This window comes from Rhizobium sp. 11_C7_N12_5 (genome assembly GCF_051811145.1).
GTDB lineage: Bacteria > Pseudomonadota > Alphaproteobacteria > Rhizobiales > Rhizobiaceae > Rhizobium > Rhizobium lusitanum.
Genome location: NZ_JBPWPY010000002.1, coordinates 2,110,518 through 2,136,051, shown reverse-complemented (window position 1 = coordinate 2,136,051; position 25,534 = coordinate 2,110,518). Strand labels below are relative to the sequence as shown.

At 59.1% G+C, this 25,534-nt stretch carries 19 protein-coding genes; 9 read left to right on the top strand and 10 right to left on the bottom strand.

The genetic code is table 11. The features are described 5' to 3' along the window. Positions 1 to 98: 98 nt before the first annotated feature. From AB8B29_RS28995 to AB8B29_RS28970, 6 genes are all read left to right on the top strand, one after another. On the top strand, positions 99 to 2,945 hold the full coding sequence (locus AB8B29_RS28995; protein WP_113108795.1) for a peroxidase family protein: 2,847 nt from the start codon (positions 99 to 101) through the stop codon (positions 2,943 to 2,945). Further along, positions 2,942 to 4,363: a hypothetical protein gene (locus tag AB8B29_RS28990; protein ID WP_113108794.1), complete on the top strand. Its 1,422-nt coding sequence runs from the start codon at positions 2,942 to 2,944 to the stop codon at positions 4,361 to 4,363. Before AB8B29_RS28995 ends, AB8B29_RS28990 begins: the two co-directional genes overlap by 4 nt. A gap of 121 nt (positions 4,364 to 4,484) precedes the next feature. Then, the gene (locus AB8B29_RS28985; RefSeq protein ID WP_092575525.1) at positions 4,485 to 5,054 is read left to right on the top strand and encodes a hypothetical protein; all 570 of its coding nucleotides are present in this window, start codon (positions 4,485 to 4,487) and stop codon (positions 5,052 to 5,054) included. A 124-nt stretch (positions 5,055 to 5,178) separates the two neighbouring features. Continuing rightward, positions 5,179 to 7,176: an SUMF1/EgtB/PvdO family nonheme iron enzyme gene (locus AB8B29_RS28980; RefSeq protein WP_092575529.1), complete on the top strand. Its 1,998-nt coding sequence runs from the start codon at positions 5,179 to 5,181 to the stop codon at positions 7,174 to 7,176. Positions 7,177 to 7,237: 61 nt separating this feature from the next. Then, positions 7,238 to 7,663 (top strand): Pepco domain-containing protein, encoded by a 426-nt coding sequence (locus tag AB8B29_RS28975; RefSeq protein WP_208865030.1) that lies wholly within the window; start codon positions 7,238 to 7,240, stop codon positions 7,661 to 7,663. A gap of 309 nt (positions 7,664 to 7,972) precedes the next feature. After that, complete coding sequence (locus AB8B29_RS28970) at positions 7,973 to 10,180, top strand: adenylate/guanylate cyclase domain-containing protein (protein ID WP_047552674.1); 2,208 nt, start codon at positions 7,973 to 7,975, stop codon at positions 10,178 to 10,180. 2 nt (positions 10,181 to 10,182) lie between these two features. Here the strand turns inward: AB8B29_RS28970 and AB8B29_RS28965 are convergent, their stop codons facing one another. Next, positions 10,183 to 10,692, bottom strand: a complete 510-nt coding sequence (locus AB8B29_RS28965; protein ID WP_047552670.1) for a YHS domain-containing (seleno)protein — start codon at positions 10,690 to 10,692, stop codon at positions 10,183 to 10,185. Positions 10,693 to 10,729: 37 nt separating this feature from the next. Further along, positions 10,730 to 11,320, bottom strand: coding sequence for an ankyrin repeat domain-containing protein (locus AB8B29_RS28960; protein ID WP_037197052.1), 591 nt, complete (start codon positions 11,318 to 11,320; stop codon positions 10,730 to 10,732). Positions 11,321 to 12,028: 708 nt separating this feature from the next. On the opposite strand from AB8B29_RS28960, the gene ftsZ reads away from it, so the two are divergent. Next, entirely contained in the window at positions 12,029 to 13,024 is a 996-nt protein-coding gene (ftsZ, locus tag AB8B29_RS28955; RefSeq protein WP_037197124.1) for a cell division protein FtsZ, read from the top strand. On the opposite strand, the gene AB8B29_RS28950 is transcribed toward ftsZ, so the two are convergent. Together AB8B29_RS28950 and AB8B29_RS28945 are read right to left on the bottom strand one after the other, a co-directional pair. Further along, positions 13,018 to 14,601 carry a DHA2 family efflux MFS transporter permease subunit gene (locus AB8B29_RS28950; RefSeq protein WP_037197051.1) on the bottom strand — a complete coding sequence of 528 codons (1,584 nt, stop codon included), beginning with the start codon at positions 14,599 to 14,601 and terminating at the stop codon, positions 13,018 to 13,020. The genes ftsZ and AB8B29_RS28950 overlap by 7 nt on opposite strands. Before the next feature lie 27 nt (positions 14,602 to 14,628). Then, entirely contained in the window at positions 14,629 to 15,789 is a 1,161-nt protein-coding gene (locus AB8B29_RS28945) for an HlyD family secretion protein (protein ID WP_210255737.1), read from the bottom strand. 160 nt (positions 15,790 to 15,949) lie between these two features. On the opposite strand from AB8B29_RS28945, the gene AB8B29_RS28940 reads away from it, so the two are divergent. Both AB8B29_RS28940 and AB8B29_RS28935 read left to right on the top strand, forming a co-directional pair. After that, positions 15,950 to 16,597, top strand: coding sequence for a TetR/AcrR family transcriptional regulator (locus tag AB8B29_RS28940; protein WP_037197048.1), 648 nt, complete (start codon positions 15,950 to 15,952; stop codon positions 16,595 to 16,597). 175 nt (positions 16,598 to 16,772) lie between these two features. Beyond that, positions 16,773 to 18,056 (top strand): cystathionine gamma-synthase family protein, encoded by a 1,284-nt coding sequence (locus AB8B29_RS28935; RefSeq protein ID WP_092575539.1) that lies wholly within the window; start codon positions 16,773 to 16,775, stop codon positions 18,054 to 18,056. Positions 18,057 to 18,242: 186 nt separating this feature from the next. Here the strand turns inward: AB8B29_RS28935 and AB8B29_RS28930 are convergent, their stop codons facing one another. The 6 genes from AB8B29_RS28930 to AB8B29_RS28905 form a co-directional block, all read right to left on the bottom strand. Next, complete coding sequence (locus AB8B29_RS28930) at positions 18,243 to 20,327, bottom strand: carboxy terminal-processing peptidase (protein ID WP_092575542.1); 2,085 nt, start codon at positions 20,325 to 20,327, stop codon at positions 18,243 to 18,245. 289 nt (positions 20,328 to 20,616) lie between these two features. Next, the gene (locus AB8B29_RS28925) at positions 20,617 to 20,994 is read right to left on the bottom strand and encodes a hypothetical protein (protein WP_037197044.1); all 378 of its coding nucleotides are present in this window, start codon (positions 20,992 to 20,994) and stop codon (positions 20,617 to 20,619) included. Between the two features lie 618 nt (positions 20,995 to 21,612). Beyond that, positions 21,613 to 22,623 (bottom strand): polysaccharide pyruvyl transferase family protein, encoded by a 1,011-nt coding sequence (locus AB8B29_RS28920; RefSeq protein WP_037197043.1) that lies wholly within the window; start codon positions 22,621 to 22,623, stop codon positions 21,613 to 21,615. 58 nt (positions 22,624 to 22,681) lie between these two features. Next, positions 22,682 to 24,166, bottom strand: coding sequence for a lipopolysaccharide biosynthesis protein (locus tag AB8B29_RS28915; protein WP_037197042.1), 1,485 nt, complete (start codon positions 24,164 to 24,166; stop codon positions 22,682 to 22,684). Between the two features lie 215 nt (positions 24,167 to 24,381). Continuing rightward, complete coding sequence (locus tag AB8B29_RS28910; protein WP_162734476.1) at positions 24,382 to 24,534, bottom strand: hypothetical protein; 153 nt, start codon at positions 24,532 to 24,534, stop codon at positions 24,382 to 24,384. An 18-nt stretch (positions 24,535 to 24,552) separates the two neighbouring features. Then, the gene (locus tag AB8B29_RS28905) at positions 24,553 to 25,482 is read right to left on the bottom strand and encodes a hypothetical protein (RefSeq protein WP_245297571.1); all 930 of its coding nucleotides are present in this window, start codon (positions 25,480 to 25,482) and stop codon (positions 24,553 to 24,555) included. Positions 25,483 to 25,534: the final 52 nt, after the last annotated feature.

Here is a 25,534-nt window from a genome sequence, read left to right as displayed (position 1 = left end):
GAAACGGGGGAACGTCCGCCTCTTTTGTATCCCATGCAGTCCATCGATGCGATGCGCCGAGGGCCATTGTTCGATGCGTTCACGGAGGGCGAGCGGTAATGGCGTGGAGTGAATCCTATCAAGGAGATGTCGAGGCCGAGCGCCTCCTGTTCGAGCGCCTCGCTCAGGATATGATGCGCGCGCAGTATAAGACGCGCGCCTATGCCAAGGCCGCCGACATTCAGCGCGCCTTTCACAGCAAGGCCGTTTTTGCGGCGATAGATGCTAAACTGACCTTCATAGACGACTTGCCCGATGATCTCAGAGTGGGTTTTGCCGGGCCTGGCAAGAGCTATTCCGCGATACTGCGCCTGTCCAATGCCAGCGGCTACGGTCAACCGGACTATAAGCCCGATCTGCGCGGGCTGGCGGTGCGGATCAATGTCTCGGACCAGGAGCAGCACGATCTGCTGGCGACCAACTTTCCGGTTTCACATGCCCGCGATGCCAAGCAATTCGTTGCTTTCGCCAAGGCGACGGCGGGAGGAGGCTTAAGTCGGCTCCTGGGTGTGATCGGCCTTGCCTTCACCTTCGGACCCTCGGAAACCCTGCGGATGATCCGCAACGTCACGACCGGCCGCAACCGCAAAGTCCGCAGCCTGGCGCTCGAGACCTTCTGGAGCCGCGGCGCGATCTGTTGGGGCGACAAGCTGGCCGTGCGCTATCTATTCCGTCCCGCACCGAATGCGCCACATGCTCCCGATCCGTCCAAGACCGATCCTGGCTATCTCTCCACCGAACTCGCCCGGCGGCTGGAGGTTGGAGACATCCATTACGAACTCTGTCTCCAGCTTTTCGCCGATCCGAAGTCAACGCCAATCGAAGACACGTCCGTCGAATGGACGGAGACCGCCTCGCCTCCGATCAAGGTGGCAGATCTCAAGGTCAGCAAACCGACGACCGGAGACGCCGAGGCCATTGCCAATGCGCGCCTTGTCGACGAACTGGCTTTCAACCCCTGGAACACGACCGACGCCTTCAGGCCGCTCGGCAATCTCAACCGGGCACGCAAGGTGGTCTACGATGCCAGTGCTGCCTATCGCCACAGTTTCCGCTGGACAAGCCCGGTGCCCTTTCGCAACCGGCTGGCAGGAAGTATAGTGCGCCGTGCTTTTCTGGTCATCAATCGCTACATCGCCTGGCATCGCCTGTCGCTACGGCTGAGCCTGCTCAATCTCGATGCTTTCCGCTATGTCCTGCGTGAAAAGAACCTGATCGGAACGGATCCCGTCGAAGCGCCGCCCGTCGCGCGCCCGACGCCGCCGCCGGCGATTGCCGAAGGCGAGCGGCAAATGCGGACCTATGACGGCACTTTCAATGATCTGTCGGCGCCGCAGATGGGCGCAGTCGGCTCGACTTTTGGCCGCAACCTGGCACCGGTTTTCGCGCCCGAATTGTTCGACACGCCCAATCCGGTGGTGGTCGCGCAGCAACTGATGCATCGCGATACATTCATTCCGGCGCGCTCGCTCAACATCCTCGCCGCCGCCTGGATCCAGTTTCAGGTCCATGATTGGGTCAACCATGCCCGCCATCCACTCGGGAAAAAAGACGTGGTCGTTGGCCTTCCCGCCGGCATGAAATGGACCAGCGAGGTCGGCGGCCAGCCGGAAGACGTGATGCGAATTGCCGGAAACATGGAGATCGCCGGCTATGCCGGCAAGCCGCCCATCTATTTCGGCAACGCCGCCTCCCATTGGTGGGATGGATCCGAGGTCTACGGCCCTGACAGCGAGAAGGCGAAGCTGTTGCGGGAGGGACCAAAGATCCGTCTCGTCAATGGGCATCTGCCGGTCGACGTTCATGGCTTCGAGGTTACCGGTTTCAACGAGAGCTGGTGGCTCGGCCTCAGTGCGATGCACACCCTGTTTGCGCGCGAACATAATCTGCTGTGTGACGAACTGCGCCGCCAGTATGGCAATTGGGACGATGAGCGCGTTTATCAGACGGCGAGGCTGATCGTCTCGGCACTGATCGCCAAGATCCATACGGTCGAATGGACGCCGGCGATCCTTGCCACCAAGGCGATCGAAGTCGGCCTCTCCAGCAATTGGAACGGTCCGCCCGCCAATGACTGGCTGACAAGGGCGGGCCTGTGGCTGATAGACCAACATGCGTCCACCGGCATTCCGAAGACGATGCCGGATCACCACGGCACGCCCTATTCGCTGACGGAGGATTTTGTCACCGTCTACCGCATGCACCCGCTGCTGCCTGATGATTATTGCTTCTACGACCACAAAACGGGCGGCAAGATCGCTGACAAGAGCTTCATGGATATCCAAGGCCCAGGCGCCGACGACATCATGCGGCAATACGGCCTTCGCAACACGCTCTATTCCTTTGGCACTGCCCACCCCGGCGCGATCACGCTGCACAACTTCCCTCGTGCATTGCAGGCTTTCACGCGCGACAACGAGATTATCGATCTTTCCGTTGTTGACCTCGTGCGCACACGGCACCGTGGCGTGCCGCGCTACAATGATTTCAGGGCCGGCCTGCACCGGCCACGGATCAAGAACTGGGAGGAATTGTCGACCAATCCGGAAGATGTGCGGCTGATCAAGGAAATCTACGGCGATATCGACCGTGTCGACACGGTGGTCGGCCTATTTGCGGAGCCTCCGCCGACCGGTTTCGGCTTCAGCGACACCGCATTCCGCATCTTTATCCTCATGGCTTCGCGCCGGCTGCAAAGCGACCGTTTCCTGACGGTGGATTTCCGCCCCGAAGTCTATTCGCCCTTCGGGATCGACTGGATCGCCAATAATGGCATGACGAGCCTGATCCTGCGCCACTGTCCTGACCTCGCCTCGATGGTGCCGCGCAATGCCAGTGCCTTTGTGCCCTGGCGGCCGATCCTTCCAGGCGGTGAAAAGCAGGATCTGGAAAGGAAGGCATCATGACCAACATATCCGGAGCAGATGGTTCTTCGCCAGCAAACGCCGCCGCGTCGGAGACTTCGACCGGCAATCGTGGTCTCGACGCGCTTTTCCGCCGGCCGCTCATCGAGGCGATATGGCGCCGTCGCACCCATCGCGTCAGCCAGGGAAGCTCGGTGCTCGCCGGCACCATGAGCTATCAATCGGATCAGCCGCGCGAGCCTCTTTCGGAACTCGAGGAGGCGGTGCTGATCGCCATTACCGGTTCGACCGGGCTTACCATGCCGGACCGGCCCTTCGAGGACCCCGCCACGCATCAGCCGATCATGGCCAAGCCGAACCTCACCATGGAAGGCCGCACCGCCGGCAGCCCCGACAATGCCCAGGGCACGCATTTCTTCATGATCAACGACAGCGGCACCTATTTCATCCGAAAATTGCCGCCACCGCCGGACGGTGAAAAAGCGCTGACGCCGGAGAGATTGATCGCCCGGGCGGCGGAGGCGAAGGTGCGCATTCTCGATCACCGCCTCGATGTTCCGGACGGCAAGCGTGCCTTTCCGGCCTATCTGGATTCCAATCGTTTCCTGTCGAACCAGCCAGGCACGACGATCTTCCTGCCGGTCGTCGACCTTTCCCGGCAATATATCAATGGCATGATGTATCTTCTGACCCAACCGGACGGTGCCCGGCCGGCCATCGTCGACGACCGCAACTTCTATCGGCTCGCGGGTGTGAAGCGCTGGGTGGACAAGGGCTTTCTGAATAAGGATATCAAGATACCGCTCGGCGTCATCGGTTCGTTGCGTACGCAGATCGAAGCTGATCTTCTTCTGCAGAATATATTCCTGACTGCCGACGCCATGGGGCTTGGCGCCTGGATCCATGCTTCCATCAGCCCGCCTGTCCTTGTCGGCGATCCGAAATTCCTGAAAACCTATGGTGCGATGCTGGGCTTCGACGTCGTTACGCCGCGCTGGCGCTTGATGGACATCCTGCGATGGCAGATTCCTTTGCCGCGTTATTCCAATCTGCGTAGCAACCCGATCGGACTGCGCTACAAGGGCGAGCACCTGATCAAGGGCATGTCGCCACCCTATTACGACAGCATGGCCGATGCCGTTGCTTTCGTCATCGAGGAGAAGTTCGGCAAGCGCGGCCTTTTCAACGACCAGGCCTTGTTTGCCGAAATCTACAAGGACGATTATGGCAGGCGTTATCTGGCGGAAGCGGCCGTCTACAACGACGACGTCGTCAACTGCGCACGCGACATCTGCACCTACATTTACGAGACGCATGGGCGGTTTCCGGCGCATTGCGACGCGATCCATGTGCCTGGCGTCTGGCTCCAGGCACATCATGTCGAACTTGGCTACTACGACCGGTACTTCAAAAACGGGCTGACGGACGCCCATCGCTCTCATCGTCAGGACTGGCACTAGAGAAAGGCGCATTTCTGCGCTTGATTGAAATGTGCTGAATATCCGGCGATGTAAAAAGTGATTCGAAGTACAAGTGATAGTTTTATATAGTGCTGTTTTCACGCAATATGGGGAGGTCGAGATGAACGACTTATGCGTGATATTAACGGGAGCTGCGATGTTAAGCTCCGGTTTCTGTGCAGGCGTCGCCAGCGCTCATGGATTTAGTTCCGAGTATTTTGTTTTCGTTGATCCGATCGTGGATTCGGGTTCCGGCAGTGACGGTTTGGTCACCCGGCGACTTGCGATTCCCGCGCAGGCGAATGATTGCAAGGTTGAGAACTACGGCGACATTCGTAGCGAATGGTCAACGGGCCGCGCAGTTGCCGATAGTGAATCCGGTCGCAAACCGTTTATGTGGCCCTGGGCATCGTCGCCAGCCCAGGACAGCTCGGCCAAGAAGAAAAAGCCGTGGCACGGAAACCGTAATGACGACACCTATGGTGGGCGATCAGGCAATTCCGGCAGCGGTAGTATGGGCGGTGGTAGCACCAGTGGAGGCACCAACGCAGGCGGCGCCGGTAACATGGGTGGTAACAGCACGAGCAACGCCGGCAGTATGGGCAGTGGTAGCACCAGTGGAGGCACCAACACAGGCGGTTCCGGTGGCATGGGTGGCAGCGGCACGGGCGGCAGCGGAAATATGAAGTGAGGTAAAGCCGGCGTTTGGCGGAGGCCCGGGTGGCAGCCGCACACAGGATGGTTGTCCCGATCGAGAGCACACGGGGAAGCTATCTGCGCTGGTCGACATTGGCCACGGAGCGAGCATTTGGGGCATGAGTGAGAATTGGGCGATCTGCATAGGGATAAATCGCTACGATAATTTGAAACCGCTCGAGTACGCCCAACAGGATGCTCAAGCGATGAGCGATTTTTTTCGCGCTTCAGCCCATTTCAGCCAGGTTTATTATCTGGCTGAGGACGCGCCGCCACTCCCTTCGGATTTCGGAAGCCCGCTGCAATCTCGTCCGACATTCGGCAATCTGATGCGTTTTCTGCGCGTGCGTTTCGAACAGCCATTCCTCCGGCCGAGTGACAATCTCTGGTTTTTCTTTGCAGGCCACGGGCGGCGGGAGCGAGAGCAGGACTATCTGCTGCCGATCGATGCCGATCCCGGCAATGTCGAGGAGACAGGAATCTCGGTGCAACATATAGCCGAGCGATTGAAGCGCTGCGGCGCGGACAATGTCATCCTGCTTCTCGATGCCTGCCGCAATGAGGGCGCACGCGATGGGCAAGGCCTCGGTCTCGACAGGCAGCAGGGCGCCGTTACCGTCTGCTCGTGCAGTCCTTCGGAATTCTCCTACGAGATTGCCGAACTTGGTCACGGTGCCTTCACCTATGGGCTGCTCGAGGGGCTCGGCTTGGAAGGTCCACAAAATTGTGCCACGGTCGAGCGGCTCGACAACTATCTGAAATTCGCTGTCCCCGATTTGTGCCGCAAATACGGCAAGCCTCGCCAGACACCCTCGACCTTTGTCGAGCCGCTTGCCAAGCGCCACTTCATCTTGCTTCCGGCGCGTGCGCTACCCGAAGATCTGGAGCCGCTGAAGCTCGAAGCGCTGGAGGCCGAAGCGAACGGCAATCTCGCCGAGGCTGAACAATTGTGGTGGCGCATCAATGCCGTTGCTCCGGCAGATGCGCAAACCAGAGAGGGCATCAGGCGCGTCACTCTGAAGCAGCCCGGTGGACACGTTGGCCCACCCGCATCGATCGCGAACAGATCGACTATGCAGCATTCCGTCACGGTTCCGCGACGGACGCTTCTTTACGGGATTGGTGCGGCCGGTCTTGTTGCCACGATCGGAGCGGGGGCATGGGTTGCCCGGACCCGGGGGAAACTGCGGCCCTCGCCGATCCGCGCCGAAACGGTGCCGGTGACGACCGTCAACGACGAGGGCACGCTGTTTGATACGCGTTGGGAGACGGTCGAAACCTTCAGTCAGCCAGTCGATGCGGAAAACGACATCGAATTCAGCCTGCTGCCGGCCCACAGCTTCAAGATGGGTTCGCCTGATGGCGAGCTGTTGCGCATCGGCCAGTTTGAGCAGCAGGTCGATGTCACCGTCGGCCGCATCGCCGTCAGCCGGACGACGATTACGCAGCGAATATGGCGTGCCGTGATCGCTGCCTATCACGAACAGACCGGCCTTTCGCTACCGATGGCACCATCCTCATTTCCGGGCGACGACCGCCCTGTGGAAACCGTTACCTGGCTGCAGGTGATGGAGTTCTGCGCCAGGCTCTCCAAATTGACCGAGCGCGTCATCCGATTGCCGAGCGAAACCGAGTGGGAGCGCGCCTGCAGGGCGGACACGCTGACGGCCTTCCACTTCGGGTCGACACTGACCCCGGCGCTTGCCAATTACTGCGGTACGGGCGGCGCGGTCTGCGGAATGAGTTTCGGCGAGAATGTCTCTCGTGCCAGCTATGCCGACGTTGCCTATCCCGATGGCGCCTATGCCAAAGGCCCTCGAGGCACCTTCTACGGATCAACGAAGCCCGTTCGATCCTACCCACCCAATCGTTATGGGCTCTTCGAGATGCATGGGAATGTCTGGGAACATTGCCTCGACAATTGGAATCCCGACGTGCGATCGATACCGCATGACGGTCGGCCGTTCATCGATGCTGATTCCTCTACCCGCGTTCTTCGAGGCGGATCTTTCTCGCATAATCCGGCGATTTGTCGCTCGGCATATCGGGACTGGATGAAGGAGACGACGGCGGGATGGGAGGGGCGTGTCGGTTTCAGGGTGGTTTGCGAGGTCTGAGCCGCGGGGAAATAGGTTTTCTCGAGCGTGTCCGATGACGGATGAACAAGGAGCGCCTGACATGAACAGAGAAATTACTTTTATTACCAACGCAGCTCCAACACCCGGCTTTGCAACCGGACCCATCGTTAGTGACCGGGGTGCGCGGGGTGGCGATGACGTCGGCGGCGGTTTCGGCTCCGTCCTCGGGTCCCCGTTCAAGGCGGTCAGACTTGGCGCCGACGCGCTGAAAGAGCAGATGACCAATCTGCTTGAAGTGGTTCAACATGTCTTCGATCAGTCACCGAGCCGATTGGGACTGATGCTCGACGAAGTCGAGCTCTCGGTTGAGATCAGCTCGGAGGGAGAGGTTCGTGTGTTTGGCAGCGGCGGAAAGTTGGGTGGCAACGGCGGGATCAAATTAGTCTTCAAGAGAGGAGAGCTCCCCGTCGCTACGCAACATCCGATCGGCGATGCTGGAATTGCGAAGAGCAATCCTCAGTCATAGCGACAATGGGCTTGCCGGGCTTGTCCATCGAAGGGCGCCCGCCTGACAGCCGCGATGTGCAGGCCGCCGGGATCGTCAAGCGCGGTCGGTGCCCTCGCACATGCCGATCGAGATCGCATTCGGGATGCCAGGGTTTGAGGCCCAGCGGCCGTTGTCAACAGCGGTCGACCAGATGCCAGTCGCCGGTTCGAATCCTTTCAAAGCCACCATGGACTATCTCGCATGAGAGATAGTCCTCGACGAATGGCTTCGCCAGTCGACCTGCGATAAGATGTGCGGGAGGGGCCATCACGGTCAGCGGGGAGGGGCATGGAGCGCCGTCTTGCAGCAATTCTGATCGCTGACGTCGCAGGTTACAGCCGCCTGAGCCAGATCGACGAGGAAGCGACGCGCCGCAGCTTTAAGGCCGACCTGGATGATCTCATCGAGCCCAGAATTGCTGAACATCACGGCCGGCTGGTCAAGACGATGGGCGACGGCCTGCTCGTCGAGTTTCATAGCGTCGTCGACGCCCTGCAATGCGCCATCGCGATCCAGCGGGAGAAGGCGAAGCAGAACCCGGCCTCCGGTGACGCCATACCGCTGCGGTTCCGCATCGGGGTCAATCTCGGCGACATTATCGTCGAGGGCGAGGATATTCACGGCGATGGCGTAAACATCGCCGATCGCATGCAGACGCTAGCCGAACCGGGCGGCATCGCCATCTCCGGTACGACATACGATCAGGTGAAGACGAAGATCGATGCGGGTTTCTTTTCGCTCGGGCGGCAGAAAGTCAGAAGCATTGCCGAGCCAATCCGGGTCTACAGAGTTGTTTTCGATCCGGCTGCGGCCCGCCGGTTTCCGCGATGGTCCCAGCGCGTGCGCCGCGGCGCGATCCTGACCGTCGCACTGTCCCTGATTGCCGGCTGCGGTGCTTACCTGTGGCAGAGACTGGATATAGGTGAGACGCCTGCATTCGTCCGTCGCTTCGCTTATCCTCTGCCAGATAAGCCTTCGGTCGCCGTCCTTCCTTTCATCAACGTCAGCGGCGATTCAGAACAAGATCATCTGGCCGAGGGGCTGACGGACGATCTGATTACCGAACTTTCCAAAGTGTCGGGGCTTTTCGTCATCGCTAGGCATTCGGTCTTTGCGTTGAAGGGCAATGCGGGCAAGACGGAGGACGTGGCAGCGGAGCTCGGCGTGCACTATCTGCTCGAAGGCACGCTGCAGCGAGCGGGGCCACAGTTGCGGATCAACGTCAAACTGATCGACGCGCTGACGGGGCTCTCCATGTGGGGGGAACGTTACGACCGACAATATGCTGATCTGTTTGCAATTCAAGACGATGTGACCGGCAAGATCATCTCGGCGTTGAAGGTGGAGCTCAGCGAAGGCGAGCGCACCCAGATCGAGAAGATCCCAAGCGATAACCTCGAGGCCTACGACTATTACATGCGCGCGGAGCACGAAGGGTTGCTCTACAGCGACGTGGAGACCTATCGCCGGACGCTTTCTTATTACCAGAAGGCGATCGATCTCGATCCGGATTTCGCCGACGCGCATGCCGGTATCGCACGCGTCGCAGTCGATGTCTGGCGCAACGATTACAATTTTCTCTGGTCGGCGGCGGTGGCGCGCAAGATCGCCTATGACGCGGCGGGGCAGGCGCTGAAGCTCGACCCGAACAATGCGCGCGCTCATACCGTGCTCGCCTTGTTGCAACTGGTCGACGGGAGGGAGGCAGAAGCCCGAGAGTCGGCAAACCGGGCTGTGGCGGCCCAGCCGAACAGTGCTGAAGCTGCTGGTAACTTAGCGCTGATCCTATCCCAAACAGGAAACCATGACGAGGCCATTGCCGAAATCGACCGGGCGCTCAGGCTCGATCCGTCGCCATCGCCGAGCTTCCAGCTGTTGGCGGGCATCGTTCTCTACACGGCGCGAGACAATGGCCGTGCCGTCCCTCTGATAGAAGCGGCGCGCGACGCATTGCCGAACGTCGAACCAGCGCGCGAATATCTGACGGCGGCCTATGGCTTTGATGGCGACCGGGTACGCAGCGCGGCGGAGAAGACCAAGCTTCTGGAACTCTTTCCGGAAAGCAATCTCGCCTATTACGAATATCTCTACGACTACTGGCGTCCCGCCGACCTGGAACACCATCTGACCGGGCTGAAGGCTGCGGGCATTCCGGCATGGCCTTTCGGATTTGTCGGGAACGATGCCGATCAGCTCGGCGAGAAGGCTCTGCGCGATCTCATCGACGGAAAGACCTGGGCCGGAAAACACAAGAACGGAACGGCCTTCGTCCAGTATTTCGACAAGGCAGGCAACACCGCCTACAGGAGCGCCAATACCAATATTACCGGCACGGTTGACGTGAAGGGAAACAGGCTGTGCGAAAGGTTTAGCGGTTACTTCCTGGATCGTATGGTCTGTGGGCAGGTCTACCGGAACAGGGACGCCGGACAGCTCGACGCCCAATATGTCCACGTGACCCCCCAGGCACTGATGTTCTTTTCGCCGGCGCCATGAGGTCAGTCTGCCGGCATGTGCTGCCAGTCCTTTTGCATTTTGTCCGAAATCAGCGTGTTCTGCACTTCAGACCAGTGTTTCTTGGAGTCGACGACCTTTGTCGGCTTTTTCTCGAAGCCGTCGGCGGCGCCCGGATCGTAGCTCAGGTACAGCTTGCCATCGATGATGCGCCAGGCATTCGGGTCGATATTGGTGGTCACCGTGCCGAATGAAACGCCGTCTGCGCAATAACCGCCGTATTGCGGCGCGTATTTGCCGGGATCGGCGATGAACAGGTCACGGTTCTTGGCGCTGGCGAAATGCCACTCTGCACCCAGCCAGCGGTGCGAATAGGCCGCGGATCCCTCCACAGCCTTGTTTTCAACGAAATATGCCACCGGATCGTATCCCTTGATCGCGACGTCACCAAAATAGCCGGTGTTGACCAGCTCCTCGGCGCAGACCGGCGCGGCAAAGGCGATTGCCAGGCCTGCGAGGATCAGCGCGGCGGGTCCTGTCTGTTTGCGAGACATGTTATCAGTCCTCCCTTTTCGGGCAGTGAATATGGCGCTATTGGCGCTTGGTGCATTCGGCAAAAAGCCAGTCGCCGACGAGATCAGCCTTTTGGCAGACCGCTCCGGCTTTCAGCAGAAGTTCGACGGTATCCCAGTGGGACCGCCATCCGGCCTGGGTCAACGGCGTGTAGCCATTACGTTCCTTCGCTTCTAGGTCGGCCTTGTGTGCCACCAGGAAGGCAACCACATCGGCTTGTCCTTCCTCCGCCGCAGCATGCAGCGGCGACATGTGATAGAAGTTCTTGTCGTCATTGACTTTAGCACCTTTCGACACGAGCAGCTCGACCACGTCGAGATGTCCGCCGTAGGCCGCGGCGTGCAGAGCGGTAAGGCCGCCTTTGTTGCGGCATTCGATATCGGCGCCGTTTTCCAGCAGAAGTGCGACGATATCCTTCTGCCCGGCGAGCGCAGCAATTAGCAGGGGCGGTTCGCCAGACTCGTTCGGTGCGGCGATATCAATGCCGGCCGCGATCAATTGGGCCACGCGTTCCCGATCGCCGGTCCGGGCCGCGTCATGCAGCGGCCCTGCATAGACGAGCGGCGTCCAGAGTAGAAGGCATGCTATAAATCCGCTGACGACCCTCATCGCGTACCTCGTCCAACAGGACGGCCTCACCGGCGCGAAAGAACATAACCTATCACAAATACGTCATCACAATCAAGAAATCGCGCAAGCCCGAGCTTAGGCAATCACAGTGTGAAGGCGTTGCGGCCATCACTACTTAACATGCGGCAAGAAGAGTTGAGATGGAGACATAATCGAGTACGGGCTGCATTCCTGAACTACAATAGCGCTGCTTGATATTACAATGCTGAAACGGCTGCGCTGAAAAATGTCTGATATTTAGACTGATTCTGAGGGAACGCAGCTGCCACCAATCTTTCTTCGGTTCATGGGTTCCATAAATCATTGTTATCCCAGGAAATCGAGATGACGGGCAGTCGGTTCGGTCCCCATCAAGGCGAGCGAGGCGCTTGCCTCATAGCCGTGTTTCACGTTCACGAGTCAGCAGGCACGTGGCCTGGCTTCGCAATTACGATCCACAGGCCTCTGATGCAGAGATCGGAGCACGGATTGGGGGCCAAAAGCGACGTCAGCACGCTGGAAATGACTAGGCGTTGAAGTTCGGCCGTTTGCCGGACTCAATATCCTGTGGAGGGCGGCCGGCTCGTGCCGCAATGCGCACACGTTCCTCACTAGGATCTCTATGCTCTCGCGAATCGCTTCAATGTTCCTTCCCGCAAGCGGCAGGCGATTGCGATTGAGAATGCAATTGATCCAATGGAGTCCTTCATGGCCGACATCCGCACACCAGTTTCCGAGGTGATACCGAAGATTTCCGTCGTCGGTGTCGGCGGCGGCGGCGGCAACGCCATCAACAATATGATCGCGGAAGAGCTTCAGGGCGTCGAATTTATCGCGGCAAATACGGATGCACAGGCGCTCGCGACGTCGAAGGCGAGCAGGCGCATTCAGCTTGGTGCACAGGTGACGGAAGGTCTCGGCGCGGGCTCCTTGCCGGAAATCGGACGCGCCGCCGCTGAGGAATCCATTGATGAGATCATGGATCATCTTCAGGGTACGCACATGTGCTTCATCACGGCGGGAATGGGTGGCGGCACCGGCACGGGCGCTGCCCCGATCATCGCTCAGGTCGCACGGCAGGCGGGGATTCTCACGGTGGGCGTCGTCACCAAGCCCTTTACGTTCGAAGGCAACCGACGCATGCGCACCGCCGACGAGGGTATCGAGCGGCTCCGCGAAAGTGCGGATACCGTCATCGTCATTCCCAATCAGAACCTGTTTCGTATTGCGGATGCCACGACCACCTTCGCCAATGCTTTTGTGACCGCGGACCGGGTCCTGTATGCCGGCGTCAGCTGCATCACGGATCTGATCATCAAGGAAGGTCTCATCAATCTCGACTTCGCCGACGTCAAATCCGTTATGCGTGGAATGGGTCGAGCGATGATGGGAACAGGCGAGGCGACAGGACCAGGCCGTGCACTAAGAGCCGCTGATGCCGCCGTTGCCAACCCGCTTCTGGATGACATGAGCATGAAGGGCGCGCGGGGCGTGCTGATCTCCATTTCCGGCGGGACCGATATGACGTTGTTCGAGGTCGATGAGGCCGCCAGTCGCATACGCGACGAAGTCTTCGATGATGCCGATATTGTTGTTGGAGCGATCTTTGACAGAAACCTCGATGGCGTGTTCAGGGTATCGGTCGTTGCCACCGGGCTGGAAGGTCTCGTGGCGCCCGGTGGTCAGTCCGCAGGGCGTCAGTGAGCCCCTGCTCCCCCACCGGGAGAGGGCTTGCGGGCAAAGAGGACGGCGACTGCGGCTGTTGCCAATAGAATGCCGATCACGGCAAACGTATCGCTGAAGCCCATGATCAGTGCCTGCCGTTTGACGATGCTGCCAAGCGCGACCGTCGCCTTCTGTGCGGCAAGGGCATGATCCGAGACGCCATGCGACAGGAAATAATTGGTCACCTGCGTCAGCCGTTCCCGTACCTCGTCGCGTGACAATGTCACCGACTGGCCGATGATGTTGGAGTGGAACTGCTCGCGCTTGGTGAGTACCGTGCCGAGCGTCGCCGTTCCAACGGCGCCGCCAAGATTTCGCAGCATGTTCGTAAGACCCGATGCTGCGGCGGCGTCAGCCGCGGCGATGCCGGCGGTTGTGATCGCGGTGATCGGTGTGATGACCATGGCCTGGCCGATGGCGCGCACGATATTCGGGATCCAGAACTGATCGCCGGCTGTATCGGCCGAAAGCGTCACGTTCATGAAGCAGCTTATCGCGAAGATTGCGATGCCGAGGAAGCCTATATAGCGGACGTCGAAACGCTTCATCATCATCGGCACCAGCGGAATGAGGATGAGCTGCGGCAGACCGGTCCAGGCAAGCACATTACCGATCTGCTCAGCATTGTAACGCTGCACCTGGCCGAGATATTGCGGCAGGATATAGACCGAGCCGAAGAGGGCGAAACCGACCAGGACGTTGACGAGAACGCCGATGCCGAAATTGCGCTGCTTCAAAAGCCGCAGCTTCACCAGCGGGTTCTGGACGGTCAGCTCGATCCAGATGAAGGCGCTGAGCGAGACGACAGCGATGGCGCTGAGTTTCAGGATGAAGGGCGAGGAGAACCAGTCGTCCTTGTTGCCTTCCTCAAGCACGGTCTGCAGCGCTGAAAGTCCGATCGCCATCGTCACGATCCCAGCCCAGTCGCCCTGCTTCAGAAGACCGAGCCGCATCGGCCCTTTATCGAGCGTCAGCGCAAGGGCGATCGCCATGATGGCGCTTGGCAGGGCATTGATGAAGAAGATCGTCTGCCAGCCGTAATTTTCCGTCAGATAACCGCCGATGGTCGGGCCGATGGCCGGGGCGACAGTGACCGAGAGCGCAAAGAGGGCAAGCCCGGTCGGCTGCTGCGCCTTGGGCAGCTTGGTAAGGATCATGGTGAATGCCATCGGGATCAGCACGCCGCCGGCAAAGCCCTGCAAGCCGCGCAGCACGATCATCGTGCCGAGATCATGCGCAAAGGCACAGGCAATCGAGAACAGCGGAAACAGGATCGAGTTCACCAGGATATAGCGGCGAAACGAGAAGACGTTGCTGAAGAAAGCCGTCAATGGAATGACGACGATCTCGCCGATCAGATAGGAGGTCGAAATCCAGGCGCCGTTGTCGACGCCCGTGCCGATGCCGCCTTCAATATCGAGAAGCGAGGCATTGGTGATCTGGATGTTGAGAATGGCCATGAAGGCGCCGATCATGCCGGCGAGTACGGCAATCCATTCTCTGGTGCTGGCCCTCGCACTCGGCTGTGGGACGGCGGTGGCTGCGATGGTGGACATGGTTCAATACTCCTCATCCCTCACCGTTCACGCGCCGTGGCTCTGACCGGCCGTCTTGATGTCGATGCTCGGTTGAACCGACATGCCGGGGCGCAGATCGCCCGAAGTGGCGCTGTCGGCATCGAGGACGATCTTGACCGGGATACGCTGCACGACCTTGGTGAAATTGCCCGTGGCGTTGTCTGGCGGCAGCAGCGCGAATTCCTGGCCGCTGGCGGGCGCCAGGCTGTCAACATGGCCGTGATAGGTCCGGCCGGGGAACATATCGACTTCGATGTCGACCGGCTGACCGGCGTGCACGTCAGTCAACTGGGTCTCTTTGTAATTGGCGATTATATAGGCGGCTGATGTCGGCACCACCGACATCAACTGTGTGCCTGCCTGCACATACTGGCCGACGCGAAGTGTGCGGTTGCCGATTACGCCGTCGAGCGGTGCGGTGATCGCCGTATAGGATAGATTGAGTTCGGCCTGGCTTTGGACGGCCTGGTCATGGGCGAGCGTTGCCTTGGCCTGCGCCAGTTGCGCCTTCAACAGATCGACCTGCTTGGTGGTGGCAGCAAGCGATGCCGTGTCGCGGTCGATCGCAGCGCGGGCGGCGGCGATCTGTGATGCGGCTTGCTGTGCGGTTTGCACCGCAGCGTACCCGCTGACCGAGAGGCTCGCATAACGCTTGTCGTTCTGTTCGGCAAAGGTCTCGTTGGCCTTGTCGACATCGACGGTCGCCTGGGCGGCGGCGATCAACGACTGCTGCATCTCGAGGGACGCCTGCTTGGCCTCGACATCCGCTTGAGCGGCTGAGACGTCGGCCCTGGCCTGATCCAGCGCCGTCTTGAAGTCGCGGTCGTCAATGCGGGCAAGCACCTGCCCTGTCTTGACCGTCTGATTGTCGTTGACGACGACATCGGTGATGTAGCCGGAAATCTTCGGCGCAATCGCGCTGTTGTCGGCCTGCACGTAGGCATCGTCGGTCGATACCTGGAAGCGGCCGACCGTCCAGTAGTTATGACCGTAATAGGCGGCGGCAGCAATGACAGCGAGCGCAGTGGCTCCGAGCAGGAATGACTTGCCGCGTTTCGGCGCCGGTTTTTCCTCAGCGGCGATACGCGCCAGTTCGGCCGAGACATCCGGCTTGCCGGCGTCCATGGTCGGGGCCTCGGCGACGGGTGCCTGCTTGCTTGCACTCAATACGTGAACCTTGTTTTCCACTGCTGTTTCTCCGGATAGGCCGATCGTCTTGGGAGGGCGGATAGCCCCGCGAAAATTCTCGGACGGATATTTAGGAAACTTGATATTTTCCAAAATATGCGCTATAAAATGGAAGTCAATAGGAATTTGGAAAATCAACATGGTCGAAATTCAATTAATTGAGAAGCGGTCGAGAGGCCGCCCCCAAATCCGGTGCGACGACGATACGAAAAGCGTGATCATCGAGGCGGCCGACGCTCAATTCCGGGAAAACGGCTATGCGGCCGCAAGCATCAGTGCGATCGCGCAAACGGCCGGCGTCTCGACGAAGACGCTCTACAGGCTCTTCCCGACCAAGGCGGATTTGTTTTCCAGCATCATTTCCGATCGCATCGATCGGTTTTTCCTGGCACTCGACCAGTCGACGCTCGCGACGATGGATCTGCGGCAGGGGCTGGAGCGGCTGCTGACGACCTACGGCATGTTGACGATGTCGGACGATACAGTCGACATGACCCGTCTCGTTATCGCAGAATCCGACCGCTTCCCCGAGATCGCCACAAGCTTCTATGAGACCGCTATCGTCGGTTCCAATGCCGTCATGGAGAAATGGCTGACAAGGCAGGCCGAGCGCGGGTTGATCAAGCTCGAGGATCCGCACATGGCCTCGGGCATGCTGCGCGGAATGATGATCATGGAGCCGCAGCGCGCCGCCATCCTGCGTCAACGGAAGCCGGCTGGTATCGAGGAGATCGCCCAGCGCGCGCGAATTTGCGCCGACATCTTCCTGAAAGGATGCGAGGTCTGACCTGTTGGGCTTCGTCTGATCCCGGAAAACGCTTCTCGCTTGTTCGAAGCGATGCGTTGTCATTGCAAGAAGTTGCCTCAAACAACAAAAGAACGCGCCAAATAGCAAGAATACACCGCCACGTTTGATATAATCTGCAGCGCAAGGCTCGTGAAACCGATGGAGGAGACGTCTCATGACTGCGCCGCACCCGCCGAGAACCCATATCGGCAATCATGCCCTGCATCCCGAAACACAGATGCTGAACTACGGTTATGATCCTGAGCTCTCCGAAGGTGCCGTCAAGCCGCCGGTCTTTCTGACTTCGACCTTCGTCTTCAAGTCCGCGGAAGACGGCCGCGATTTCTTCGACTACGTCTCAGGCCGTAAGGAACCGCCAGCGGGAAGGGGGGCCGGACTCGTCTATTCGCGCTTCAACCATCCGAACAGCGAGATCGTCGAGGACCGTCTGGCAGTCTACGAGCGGACGGAAAGCTGTGTGCTGTTCTCGTCGGGCATGTCGGCTATCGCCACCACGCTTCTTGCATTCGCTCGACCGGGTGATGCGGTGCTGCATTCGCAGCCGCTTTACGGCGGCACGGAGACGCTGCTTGCCAAGACATTCGCCAATCTCGGCGTTTCCGCCGTTGGCTTCGCGGATGGTGTCAACGAAGCATCGGTGCAGGCTGCGGCAGAGGAGGCCATGGCCAAGGGCCGCGTCTCTGTCATCCTGATAGAAACGCCTGCCAATCCGACCAACAGCCTCGTGAATGTCGCGATGATCCGCAGGGTTGCCGACGCAATCGGCGAGAAGCAAGGCCATACGCCGATCATCGCCTGTGACAACACGCTGCTCGGGCCGGTATTCCAGCGGCCGATCGAGCACGGCGCAGACATCTCGCTCTACTCACTGACGAAATATGTCGGTGGGCACTCGGACCTGATCGCCGGTGCCGCGCTCGGCCGCAAGGCGGTCATGAAGCAGGTGAAGGCGCTGAGAGGCGCGATCGGCACACAGCTCGATCCGCATTCCTGTTGGATGCTCGGGCGCTCGCTCGAAACGCTGCAGATCCGCATGGAGCGCGCGAACAGCAATGCAAAGGCAGTGGCCGATTTCCTGCGGGAGCATCCCAAGGTCGAGAGTATTCACTACCTGTCTTACAGCGACCCGAAATCGCCTGTCGGCCAGACATTCGCCGCCCAGTGCACCGGCGCAGGCTCCACCTTCTCCTTCGACATCAAGGGTGGCGAGCCGTCCTCGTTCAAGTTCCTGAACGCCTTGACGATCTTCAAACTCGCCGTCAGCCTCGGCGGAACGGAGTCCCTGGCCTCCCACCCGGCGACGACGACGCATTCGGGTGTGCCGGTGGACGTGCGCCAACGCATCGGCGTGCTTGAATCGACGATCCGGCTTTCGATCGGCATCGAACATCCCGACGACCTGATTGCCGATCTGGCGCTGGCGCTTGACGAAGCTTGAAGGACAAGGCGGCCAAAGGCGCCGCCTCTGCCACTTGGCGCGTTCTAGTATTGCTGGAGCGAAAAAAAGAGGGCGTCACGACGCCACTGTCGTGCTTCCGGCCGGGCGGGCCTATGAGCTGGAATAGCTCATCCGACCTCCGCGGCTGTGTTCATCGAGAAAATACTAATTTCCGTCAACGCTTCCCTATCGTTGCCCACCTGCCTGCAGATCCGCCTCATCGGCAAGAATGGCGGCGGCCTCGTTCAGCAGGACGTCCTTTGCGTTCTTGCGGGCTTTTTCAATGGCAATATCGGCACTCAGGCTGCGCTCGTTCGCCTGCAGGCCATCGTCTTCGCCTGTATCCACACCATCGTTTATCTGCTCGCGCGACTTCAAACGCTTTGCCTGAGCGGTCATTTCACTGCGGCGTTCGGTTTCATTGAGTGAAATAACCTTTTTCTCGCGCTGCGCCTTCAGTTCGCCGATATCTTCCACAAAGCGCTGGAAATCCGGATCGTTCTTTATCCGAGCATCGTGGCGGCTTTGCAGCTGCGGCAGCAATGCCTTTATATCACCGTCAGGCGCATAGTTCGCCGGCTTGACCTGCGTCCACGGCAGAGCATTGTCATAGCTTGCCTCACCAAAACTCTTAGGGTCGGAAAGACCCGGCAAGCTGATGTCAGGCGTCACGCCGCGCAGCTGTGTCGTGCCGCCATTGACACGGAAGAACTGGGCAACCGTCAATTTCAGCTCGCCGAATTTCGGCTTGATGTTGTGAGCCACCTGGTCAAGATTGACTACGGTCTGCACGGTGCCTTTCCCAAAACTGGGTTCTCCGATAATCACGCCTCGACCGTAGTCCTGTATCGCAGCGGCAAAAATCTCGGACGCCGACGCCGAGCCGCGATTGATCAAAACTCCGACCGGACCAGTCCAGGCAGGTACGGGAAGATCATCGCTCTCCACGTTGACCTTGCCGCCTGCATCGCGCTGCTGAACCACCGGGCCTTTGCCGACAAACAGACCTGTCAAATCGATCGCCTCGGATAAGGAACCGCCGCCGTTGTTGCGCAAGTCGACCAGAACGCCGTCGACGTTGTCTTGCTTCAGTTCAACGAGAAGCTTGGCGACATCGCGGCTTGCGCTTCTATAGTCCTTGTCGCCTTTTCGTCGCGCTTCGAAGTCTTCATAAAACGCCGGCAGGGTAATCACTCCGATTTTACGAGTGGCGTCGCCATCCTTTACCGAGAGGATGGTCTTCTGGGCAGCTTGCTTTTCCAGGCTGATCTTATCGCGCACGAGGCTGATGAGGCGATGTTTGCCGTCCGGTCCGGCATCCGCCGGCAAGATGTCCAGGCGCACGATGGAATCTTTTGCGCCCCGGATCATTTGGACGATCTCATCAAGGCGCGTCCCCACAACTTCCTTTATCGCGCCGTTCTCGCCCTGGCCAACACCGGTAATGCGGTCACCGACCGCAAGCTTGCCGGACAATTGCGCCGGGCCACCAGGCACAAGCTCACGGATCGTCGTGTAGTCATCTCTTTCCTGCAATACGGCGCCGATACCAACCAGCGACAGCTTCATGGAAATATCAAACTCAGCCGAAGCGGTCGCGCCAAAATAGTCGGTATGCGGGTCAACCGACGTTGTATAGGCGTCCATGAATGACTGGAACACATCGTCGCTCTTGTACTTGTAAGCGCGCTCAAGGGAGTTTTCGTAGCGTTTGTCGAGCGTATCGCGAATGGCAGCGTCGGCTTTGCCCGCCAGTTTCAAGCGCAGCCAGTCGCTCTTGACGCGCTTGCGCCACAGTTCATTGCTTTCCGCCTCAGATTGCGGCCAAGGCTCCTTGTCGCGCAGCAAGGAATAGTCTTCCTGTACGCTGAAATCGAAACCCTGCTTGAGCAGGCTGCGCGCGTAGTTCATGCGGTCGACAACGCGCTGCTCATAGACATTGAAAATGGTAAACGGGATCTGCAAGTCTTCGCGGTTGATGGCATCGTCAATCTTGGCGCTGTCGGCCATGAACTTGTCGATATCCGCCTTCAGGAAGAGGACACGGTCCGGATCCAGAGACTTGATGAACCGGTTCATGATCCTGGCCGACAAGGCATCATCAAGCGGCACCGGCTTATAGTGGAAACGCGTCAGAAATTGTGCGCTCAAATGAGCTGCTTGCGCCTGCTGCTCTAGCGGCGCCAGAACTGGCGGTGAACCGGTTTCCAGCGCATATGCCGACGGGGCAATTGCCAGGAACATGCAGAGGAAACCATATTGTATACGCATTAAGCTTTGACCCGATTCTCAACGTTGAGTGTTCAATGTATGATGTTCGTGGAGCAATTATGGTTTTTTGGCAACTAGACGGATGCACTCCGTCCGCAAAGATTCCTGAATGCCCCCACAGGCGACGTAGGTTTGAGGATCGATTTGGTTGCAGAGGTCATCGATTAAGACTTTTCGGCGTCTGCTTTGAAATGCTTATCATGCGTCGGTCCGGTTTGAAATTATAGAGGAATGAAAACCGCAGACGCTATGGCCGGAGCGACGGGGACGCCACCTCAAGAGCGCATTGTCAGACCTCCATCACATCTTCGAAGGCTTCCGGAAAATTTTCCCGCGCCAGCTTTTCGTTGATCACGAGCATCGCATCGTAAGAGATCGGATCGAAATCCTTGTCGGCCGCCACTACCTCACGTCCAAAGAGCAAGTTCAATCGGGCAGCGTCCAAATTGCCACGCGCGAAAGGCTCGGCACCGAAATAGTGCCAGAGCGCATGCAGGAACGCTGCATCGACGCGGTGTTCCGAAGAGCCTGGCCGGGCACGGCGGGGTAGGCTCTTGATCGGGGTAACGCCCTTGGAGTTCGCGCGGCGAATGGTGAATTGAATGCCCGTTCCCGGCATGCCGGATGGAAAGCCGCGGTACTTCGTCATCTCTGGAGGCTTGGCCATCGCTCATATTCCTTCTGCGCTATAGAATGCGTCGGTGTCTTGTCCCATGCCCGGGCAAGCCGATGGAGAGGGCTGCAGGGCCGCTCTCCATTGCAATCGCTATCTCCCCCGTCAATCCCCTCGTCACGTTGTTGCGTGTCACCGCAAAAGAAGTCTAGCTCTTGTTCCTACACAAGTCTCGACCGTTCGCTTCCCCGATCCTCTTGATTTCCGCCAGGAGGGAGTGGACCCCTGGAGCTGGCCATGGGAGCCTTCCAAACTAGGCCGCCGCAACTTTTGTATTCTATGAAGCCTGAATGCCTCAATCCTGAAATCCTCGGCCGTCATACGCACCGAAGCCGCTTCTCAGCTTAAATAGCAACTGGCCGGCACCGTTCTCAAATCAGGCGGGAGATGAACCGTCTGAAATCATTGGCGTGCAATTCTCACGGTCACGCGCGACAGCCGGGTGTCGGCCCAAGCGCGGCGAGTTTTCGCTTGGGCCGACGGTCAGGGCATTGATGAGGTCAATGGTGCGCGATCGATGGGCAGGAGCCCTTGACGCCCTTGTCGGATGACCTGGGAAACCCATGATGAGGCAACTTGGCGAAGGCAATGATGAGCCCTGGTGCCGACGCGTTACGCAGCCGGCGCTAGCTGCTGGTCGGCCTGATAACGCGCCCAGGCAATCCCATCGTCGAGCGATGTCGCCCGGTAGGCTAGATCGGTGCCGCCGGAAAATGCAGCCATGAATCGACGAATCTTGCCATAGCTGTTGTCCAGCACCGCGTGCGGTCGTCCAAGCAGCAGAGAGCAGATATGGACATGAAGCCGGTCGGTGACGATCGCGCGACCACGGGAGATTTGGCGGATGCCGCGACGCAGTCGGTTATGTGCCGCCGCGTCGAGTTTGCGCAGCCGTATTTCGGCCGGCTTAAGTGCCAGCAGAGCCGTCGCCGCGCCGACGGCCTTGGAGATGCGCACGCGCCTGGCGGATTCGGTGGTCCAGTCCTCTTTGGGAATGTCGGGATAGGCGGAGAGGTCTGCATCTCCTACCTTTTCGAGATCGGATCTCAGCATGGCAAGGACGGGAAATTCCGGCGCTTCCGGCTCGATTGCTCCGATGCAGAAGGCCATGTCAGGGCAAAGCCGCACCTCGCAATCGAAATGCTTGAGGGCAAACTCCTTCGATTCTTCGTCGCGTACCAGCAATACGAAGTGCTTGTGGCGCCCGATGACGCGGGCACTCTCGTCCAGACGTGCCTGCGACTTGTAGTGGATGGATTGCGGGAACTGAATCACCTGACGATTCGGAAACCTCTCCAGGACCTTTTCGCGGAAATCCTGATGTGCGTCCCAGATATCGCCGAAGTTGCCGCCCCCATGAATGAAGATCGGGCCGGTTGGCATGATACGCTCGAGCTGCTCGGGCGAGAAGTCATCGATCCGCGACACATAGGCCGGCCGCTTACGGTGCCTGTTCTGGAGATAGGCCATTTCGCCCAACCAGATGGCAGAGTCGCCGCAGTTGCGGATGTCCGGAAAGTCGAGGATCGCCAAGGGCTCGTCATCACTGATGTAGTCCCTCAGGCAATCGTGGACCGTGCTTTCCAGTTTCGTGATCAGCGTTAGATTGGATTGCAATGTCATTTCCCCATTCCCCCATTCAGACGACAAGGCAGTCCGGCCGACATCGGCCGCACATTCTTCAGGCAAGGCGTAGTTTCGGCAGCACTTTGCCGAGGATGGTTTGAACCTCCGTTTCGGGGCCGGCCGGTCGTTTCATCAACGTCCACAGCAGTAAGGTCGAACCGCAATAGAGCAGGCCGCCAAGCAGGATCAGTATTGCGAGGTGCGTGACGAGCACGACCTTGTCGTCCGTGGGCGCCAGGTGGCTCGAGGCGAGCGAGACACCGGCGGCCATCACCGCGACGCTTGCGAGCGCCCGAAGGTTCACCGACAATTGCTTCAGTACGGTAACGCCGGTGAAGCGCCGCACGAGCATCATGTTGACAACGGTGCTGAACAGGCCGGTGAACACGCGGCCCAGGATGACCCCCGGAAGGCCGTAGAGCATCAGACCGGCGATCATGATCGGCACCCGCAGGCAGAACATCTGGGTATCGCGAACGAAGAGCACCCGCGTCTCGCCCTTCGCCATGCCGAGCGGCTGCACCAGCGAGCCCAGCGTCTGCAGCGCAAAGACTGAGGCAAGTGACTGGATGATGAAGATGACCGGCGTCCACTTGTCGCCCAGCGCAAGCCTGACCAGTGGCTCGGCGGTCACCGCAACGCCGATGCCGGCGGGAAGCGCAATGGCGGCGACGAGCGCCTGCACACGCTGATAGGCGGCGGCGAGTCTGGCCGGATCGTTGTGAATGCCGGCAAAGGCCGGATATATTGTTTGCGTGAGGGGCGCGGTCGCTTCCCGCGTCGGCATCATGGCGAGGTTGCTTCCTACCGAATAAAAGCCGAGCTGGACCCCGCCGAGCATCTTGCCGACCAACAGATAATCGAAGCGCCAGTTGAGTGTACTGACGATCTGGCCGGCGGTGAGCCAGGCGGAAAAGGAGAAGAACTCCCGCATATGCTGAAAGGTGATCCTGGGCCGGAACGGCAGCACGAGATAGGAGACGATGACATTCGTTGCCTGGCTTATGAGGGTACCGACGACCAGCGCCCAATAGCTTTGATAGATGACCGCTATTGCCACCGAGGCGACGAAGCCGGCGAACTTCTGTGAAACGGCAAGCACGAATTCCTGCCAGAAAATCAGATCGCGCTGGAGCATGATACGGCGCGGATTGGTGAGACCACCCATCAGCATGCTGACGCCAAGTGCCAGCATTACGCCTGTCAGTCTGGGCTCGTCGAACAGGACGGCGGTAGGATAGGCAAAGATCGCGAACAGGATGCAGATTGCCAGCCCACGTGCGGCATTGAGGGTCCAGGCAGCGCTGAAATGGGATTCTTCCGGCGCCGCATGACGGATTAACGCCTCAGAGAGCGAGAGCTCGGTAACTGTCGTGACGATCAACAGTATCGTCATGCCCAGAGCGACCACGCCGAAATCGGAGGGTGCGAGATAGCGTGCCAGAACGAACGTGCTGAGGGTGGCAAGCCCGTTCACGATCGTCCGAGACAGGCTTAACCACATGCTTCCCTTGACGAGCCGTCCGGTGATGTTGGCCATACGATGTTAAAGTTCCCACTGTGCGATGATGCGACCACACCGTTACCCGCGCGGATATTCGTTGCCGTACCAACCCCTTACGGGCTGGAACAGCTGGGCAGAATTACATGTCGCTGTGAAAGGGCGACCAAAGGGCAACCCCGGCGTCTAAGCAGGAACTAGTTCGAAGAATCCGTATGTCAACATTTCAGGTTCATTTTCGCATCATTTTTAATTCATTTTCGCATCATCTTCAGATCGCGTGTCCATGTCGCCTGGCGGGACGGTGCCTGCGTATCGCCCATGCACTCGTCGACGAGGTGGCGCAGCGTCTCGACACCCCCGAAGCACGGGATGATCTGCCAGCCAGCCGCCGCCTTGGCTGCCAAGCGGCACGTAGCCGACCGCTATTGTGCCAGCATATCGGCGAGCGCATTCCGCATGGATGTACTCGAGATACCGAAAAGACCGCCATAGGGGAGATCAAGATCCAGGATGACAAACATGACGCTCGCGACTGAAACGATGGCGACAGCGACAATCGAGCCTGCGAGCAGATTTTTCGGAGCTTGAAGGCCGAAGCTTAGAAATACGAGCATAAGCCAGAAGATCAGGACTCCCAGAAAGGGCGCGGACAGTGAGCCATGCGCGTCTTCTATGACCGTCCATCGCCCCATCATGAGATTGGTGAAGACCTGATGGCAACGTGTGACGAGCGCCTGATGGAACGGATCGGCGGGCTGCTGGTGGGCAATGCCGAGCCCTATGGTGTTCAGAATTACCCCCAGAGCCGGCGCTTCGCCGACCAACGGCAGTTTTGATATGTCAGGATACGCCACCCCTGGTGGCTGTGGCTCTTCGGGCCATGTGCTGGCAATGACGGCGGCGGTGTAGCTGTGCAGAAGTTGTCTTTCGTTGTCCAATGCGGAGCCGTAATTTCTCAGACAAAGGTCCATTTCCGCGAGGCCGGCAGCGTAGTGGTTGCGATCGTGGGAAGCCGTTGTGTATGCATTGAGCTCTGACGCCAGCAGCAGGCTCATCACGAGCGCGGCAAAGGTCACGAGCAAAGCTGTTACAACTCGAAGAAAGTCTATTGTCTCGTTGCCGCGGTGCGGAGCAGGCAATCTGTCGCGCAATACCGAACCAGCCGTGGCGCTAATCATGAGGAGAATAAATAAAGCCAGCGTCCAGACTGCTTCGCGTTGCATAAAATACTGCTCCAGCTGTGTCTGGCCATAGATTATGACATGTATTTCGGCAGAGCGGGAGCACAAAAGCTTGGTGATTTTTCCGCTTCGTCGCGTGACGCTATTGTAATAGCCGGCGGCCTGTTGCACCGATTGGCTCTACGCTGCAACATGCGCAGCCCTGGAGACCCGACTACAGGGC